At 60.7% G+C, this 5,109-nt stretch carries 2 protein-coding genes and 4 pseudogenes; 3 read left to right on the plus strand and 3 right to left on the minus strand.

What is annotated here, in order from left to right; all coding sequences use genetic code 11:
* Positions 1 to 157 (plus strand): transposase domain-containing protein (locus ACMX3H_RS16890; RefSeq protein ID WP_415211574.1); only part of this gene is annotated, 157 nt, incomplete at its 5' end.
* Positions 158 to 1,638, plus strand: a pseudogene (locus ACMX3H_RS16895) (EmmdR/YeeO family multidrug/toxin efflux MATE transporter).
* 56 nt (positions 1,639 to 1,694) lie between these two features.
* On the opposite strand, the gene ACMX3H_RS16900 reads toward ACMX3H_RS16895, so the two are convergent.
* Positions 1,695 to 2,333 (minus strand): transglycosylase SLT domain-containing protein, encoded by a 639-nt coding sequence (locus ACMX3H_RS16900; RefSeq protein WP_415211647.1) that lies wholly within the window; start codon positions 2,331 to 2,333, stop codon positions 1,695 to 1,697.
* 480 nt (positions 2,334 to 2,813) lie between these two features.
* Here ACMX3H_RS16900 and ACMX3H_RS16905 point away from each other — a divergent pair.
* A pseudogene (locus tag ACMX3H_RS16905) lies at positions 2,814 to 3,566 on the plus strand (response regulator transcription factor).
* Here ACMX3H_RS16905 and ACMX3H_RS16910 read toward each other — a convergent pair.
* Both ACMX3H_RS16910 and ACMX3H_RS16915 read right to left on the minus strand, forming a co-directional pair.
* Positions 3,498 to 4,388 (minus strand): annotated as a pseudogene (locus tag ACMX3H_RS16910) (carbohydrate kinase family protein). The pseudogenes ACMX3H_RS16905 and ACMX3H_RS16910 overlap by 69 nt on opposite strands.
* Positions 4,389 to 4,914: 526 nt before the next feature.
* A pseudogene (locus ACMX3H_RS16915) lies at positions 4,915 to 5,109 on the minus strand (IS66 family transposase); the annotation flags it as partial.

Genomic DNA, 5,109 nt, shown 5'->3' on the forward strand with positions numbered 1-5,109 from the left:
CCGGGCGGCGCTGATGTATACGCTGATCGGCAGTTGCAAACTGAACGGCGTGGCGCCGGAAGCGTATCTGCGCCATGTGCTGGCGATTATCGCGGATCATCCCATCAACAAAATCAAAGAGCTCCTGCCGTGGAACCTCACTATCCCTGCTGAATAACTGTCAATACGGCGCTGGGCGTACGCTTACGTGCTGCACGCCATCCAGCGTACGCCCTGGTATGCCAAACGGCGTTCTTATCGGGTGCTGTTCTGGCGTGAAATCACCCCGCTGGCGGTACCGATTTTTTTCGAGAACCTGTGCGTGCTGCTGATGGGGGTACTAAGTACCTTTCTGGTCAGTTGGCTTGGAAAAAAGGCGATGGCCGGCGTCGGTCTGGCGGACAGTTTCAATATGGTGATCATCGCCTTTTTCGCCGCGGTGGATCTTGGGACCACGGTGGTGGTGGCTTTTAGTCTGGGCAAGCGCAATCCGGAGCGCGCCCGCGCCACCGCTCGCCAGTCTCTCGCGCTCATGACCGTGCTGTCGGTGCTGATGGCGGTGGTCATCCAGTTTTACGACCACAACATTATCAATGTCATCGCCGGAAACGCTACGCCGGAAGTCAAAGCGCTGGCCCTGAGCTATCTGCACATCAGCGTCTGGAGCTATCCTGCCGCCATTGCGCTTATCGGCAGCGGCGCGTTGCGCGGCGCCGGCAATACCAAGATACCGATGCTTATCAACGGCGGCATGAATATTCTCAATATCATGATTACCTCGGTGCTGATTTATGGCGTGTTTTCCTGGCATGGCTTGGGCTTTATCGGCGCCGGGCTGGGCCTGACCATCTCGCGATATATCGGCGCGGCGGCGGTTATCTACGTGCTCATGACGGGTTTCAATCCGGCGCTCAAAATTTCTTTGAAGAGCTATTTCAGCCGACTGAACACCAATATCCTGATGGAAGTGCTGGGCATTGGCGTCCCCGCCAGTATCGAGTCGGTCCTGTTCAACGGCGGCAAGCTGCTGACCCAGGTATTTGTGGCGGGGATGGGAACCAGCGTCATCGCCGGCAACTTTATTGCCTTTTCCATCGTCTCGCTGATCAATCTGCCCGGTAACACGCTCGGTTCGGCATCGACCATTATTGTCGGCACCCGGCTCGGTAAACGCCAAATCAGCCAGGCGGAGCGCCAGCTGAAACATATCTTCTGGCTCTCCACGTTGGGATTGTGTGCGCTGGCGCTGCTGTCGGCGCCGTTCGCCGGCCTGCTCGCCGCGTTCTACACCAATGAAGCGGACGTTATCTCGGTCGTGAAAATGCTGGTGTGGCTCAATGCAGCGTTCATGCCGCTTTGGGCGGCTTCATGGGTACTGCCCGCCGGGTTGAAGGGCGCGCGTGATGCGCGTTTCACCATGTGGGTCTCGCTGCTGGGAATGTGGGGCTGCCGTATTGTCGCCTTGTCGCCGGCTACGCGCTGGGCATCATGTTGGGCATGGGCGTGGCCGGTATCTGGCTCGGCATGTTCCTTGACTAGCTGGTTCGGGGCCTGCTGTTCTATTGGCGACTGACCAGCGGCCGCTGGCTGAAGAAGTACTCCAGGATCCGGCCGACGCCCGACGAGAGCGCCGCTGTTCCACCCGCACGGCGGGCATAGCGACGCTAGGCGCTAACGAGCCGCCGTATAGGCGTCGTTACGTGTAACGCCTTGTGTCAACGCATCGCCCGGTAGGCGGTATTCACTTTCCATAAATAGCGCGGCGCCTGCGGCGCGGGATGTTTGCGCTGCACATGCTGGTAGAATTGCTGCGGCGTCATGGCATTAATCTGGGCAACGGCGGCGTCGCGGTTGGCGGAAAAGGTGCGCAGCAGGGCGCCGACGCCATTGACATACGCCACCGTCAGCGCATAGCGCCGGGTTTCCGGGTTGCTAATGCCCGCTAGTTGTTTCTGCAACAAGGATAAATACGCGGTACCGAGGTCGATATTGGTGGCGGCGTCCTTGAGTTCATGGGTGCTGGGCTGACCGTGGCGCCCTTTCAGCCGATAGGCATCGCGTCCTGCGGTGGACGCCTTCAGCTGCATGAGCCCGATGGCGTTGGATTTACTGACCACCGACGGATTGTAACCGGACTCCACCTGGATAATGGCTTTCACCAATGTTTCATCGACGCCATAAATATTGGCGGAATCGTGAATGTAATCGCTGTATAACCCCGCGGGAGGCGTCACCGGCATCAGCAGTTTTGAGCCAGGATGGGTGGTCAGCGCCTGCCTGGGCGGCTCTGGACTTTGCCGAGCACAGCCGGTCAGCAGCAGAGCGACAATGAGACCAATAGAATGTCGTTTCACCGTTCCTCTCTTGGTTAGTAGGATTGCACCTGCTGGCCTGACGAGCGGGGTCGCCGCGACGGGCCGTCTGTTCGCCAGGGAATAATGGCCTCACTTTTTTGGCATGCCGAGCGGGTGAAGTCAATCATTTCACGGCGTTTTTCGCCTGTTAAGTGCCAAAAATGCGGGGTATTCCGTAATTTCGGTACCAAAGTGGCACGATCTGTTCCGCCGCCACGGCCTGCGCTCCCCTTCCCCGGCACTTTTCATGACGCCGCGCGACCGCGTCCCCCCCTGCGCCGGCGGCGCGCGCGTCAGTATTGCCAGACGCACTCCGTACGGCGCCTGCGGACGGGGACGCCGCCGCGCCCGCCTCTCGGACCGGCCCGGCTCACAAAACCGCCCCCGGCAGCGACAGTCCTCACATTTCTGATCCCCCTGCCTGCATTCGCATCGGGTACACTGTTTTGTAACGTGTTCACAACATTTAAGGTTACCGAGATGAAACCCGCCATGCTGGTAATAGATAACGATGTGGCCATCTGCAAGCTTCTCAACGATGTGTTGAGTGAACACGTTTTTACCGTCTATACCTGCCACCAAGGCTATGAGGGGTTGTCTTTGCTGCAACAGCACCCCGATATTGCGCTGGTGCTGCTCGATCTGGTGCTGCCGGATACCAACGGCCTGCTGGTGCTCCAGCAGCTACAGCGGCTGCGGCCCGATTTGCTGGTCATCATGCTAAGCGGACTGTGCGCGAAGTCGGATATCGTGGTCGGACTGGAAATGGGCGCCGATGATTACATCACCAAACCGTTCACGCCACGGGTCGTGGTGGCGCCCGCCAAAGCGGTGCTCCGCCGCAGCTGCGCGCTGGGGCTGGATTACCGCGCCGGCGCCGAAGGCGTCGGTTGGTTGTTTAACGGCTGGTGGCTGGATGAGCAGCGCTGCACCTTGTTTAACCCCCAGCGGCAGGAGGTGCTGCTTACCCAGGGCGAGTATCAGCTGCTGCTGGCGATGGTGCGACACGCGCGCACCGTGCTGACCCGCGACCAGCTGCTGGAGTTGACCCATAGCGAAACGCTGGACGTTTTTGACCGCACCATTGACGTGCTGATTATGCGCCTACGCCGCAAAATCTAGGCCAATCCCCACCAGCCGATACTCATCCGCACCATCCGCCGGCTAGGCTATGTTTTCGCAGCCGACGTCACCCGGCCCGGCCCGGCGCTCCTCGCCAGCAGCATCGCCTGACTCGCAGCATGCCATCTCCGCCTGCATCGCCGCCAGCGGGCGAATGCCGTCGATCGCATTGGCGGCCCGCAGGCAAAAATTGGCGCTGGTATGGCCCAAGCGGAGCGTCTCCGCCAGCGGCCAGCATTGGTGGCTGGCATAGAGTACGCCGGCGCAGAAAGCATCGCCCGCCCCAACACTGCCGACAATCCGCCGCGCGCTGAGACGCCATGAGGGCAACCATAGGCCGGGTTGACCGGGCTCTTGTCCCCACGCGCCTTCCGGAGCATGGATGACCACCCGGCGGCGTACGCCGAGCCGTTGCAGTTAGTCGGCGGCCTCGGCAACGATAGCCTCCACCAGCCGAGCGCTGCGGATGCCATAGCGTTCGTCGGCGCTATCCAAACGTTCCAGCAGCAAAAGATAGCCCAGATGGAAAATGCGATGGCGGGTATTCAGGCCGGCGAACGCATCCAAATCAAGCCGGCGGTTCGCGCCCGGCGCGTAAAAAAACGTGCGTTGCCCGCCCGGCTCTGTCATCACCTGACTAATCGAGGTAGGTTCAAGTGCGGTGCGGCGCATCCGCTGACTATCAATTCCGTGCGCGTTCAGTATGCGACAGATCAGATCGCCATCGCTGTCCTCGCCGACCAGGCCGATCGCCGCCAGCGGTAACGGCACTTCCATCTTCGCTAGCGTCAGCAGCACGTTAAGCGGTGAGCCGCCGGTGCTTTTCTCGCTGCGGGTGATTTCACTCAGCCAGCCCGACCGCGGCCAGTCGCTGATGTTATGCACATGGTCCACCAGCATATTGCCAGCCGCCAAAATTCCCTGCCGTTCCATGGTTGGTGCTCCTCAGGCTTAGCCCGCCCTGCCTCATCATTCCTGCGCCGCGCCCCGCTTCTATGCCCGTAACCCCGTAGGCAGCCTGCTGGCAGTGTTCTCGTGCGCCGCCGGCAAGAGAAGAGGCGCGTGGCGATTATCTCCTGCGCCGCCGGCTGCCGACCGGTCCCATCACTTCCCCAACGGCTGCAGAGCGCAGCGGCACGACGCCTATCTTGATCGCTGTTACCTGAACCGCCATACAACGCCCACGGCAGTTTTGCCGTGGCGTAAACGGCGGCCCATCAGGCAAAATCGCGTTAAGCTTACAAGGTGTGTAGCGTGCGCATGACCGGCGGACTTTTGCGTGCCCATATCGACGGTCTCAAGCGCGATACCGGGCGCCTTTAGCGCAATGGCCACAGCCCACCGTTTACCCCTGCCGGCGAGCCCGGCGCTATCCTGCCAACAGGAAAACCGGGGCAATTCCACCGGCCGGCGCGTCCGGTGCGCAACGCTATTTCACGGTCCAGCCTTTATACTGATTGACGCTGGCGCGGTCGCCGCCGCTATCCGAACCGAAGAACAGATAGTTCTTGCGGCCCAGGCTTATTACCCGCAGCGCGTTTTCAGCGATATTATTGTCGATCTCCGCCCAGCCATCGCCGGCGTAGTAGCACAACGCCCGCCAGTGGTTCATCAGGTAGTTGAACGCCTTTGCCGTATCGGCCTGGCGCGACAG

Origin of the sequence: Sodalis sp. (in: enterobacteria) (genome assembly GCF_047607725.1) — a bacterium.
Classification (GTDB): domain Bacteria; phylum Pseudomonadota; class Gammaproteobacteria; order Enterobacterales; family Enterobacteriaceae; genus JBLKSS01.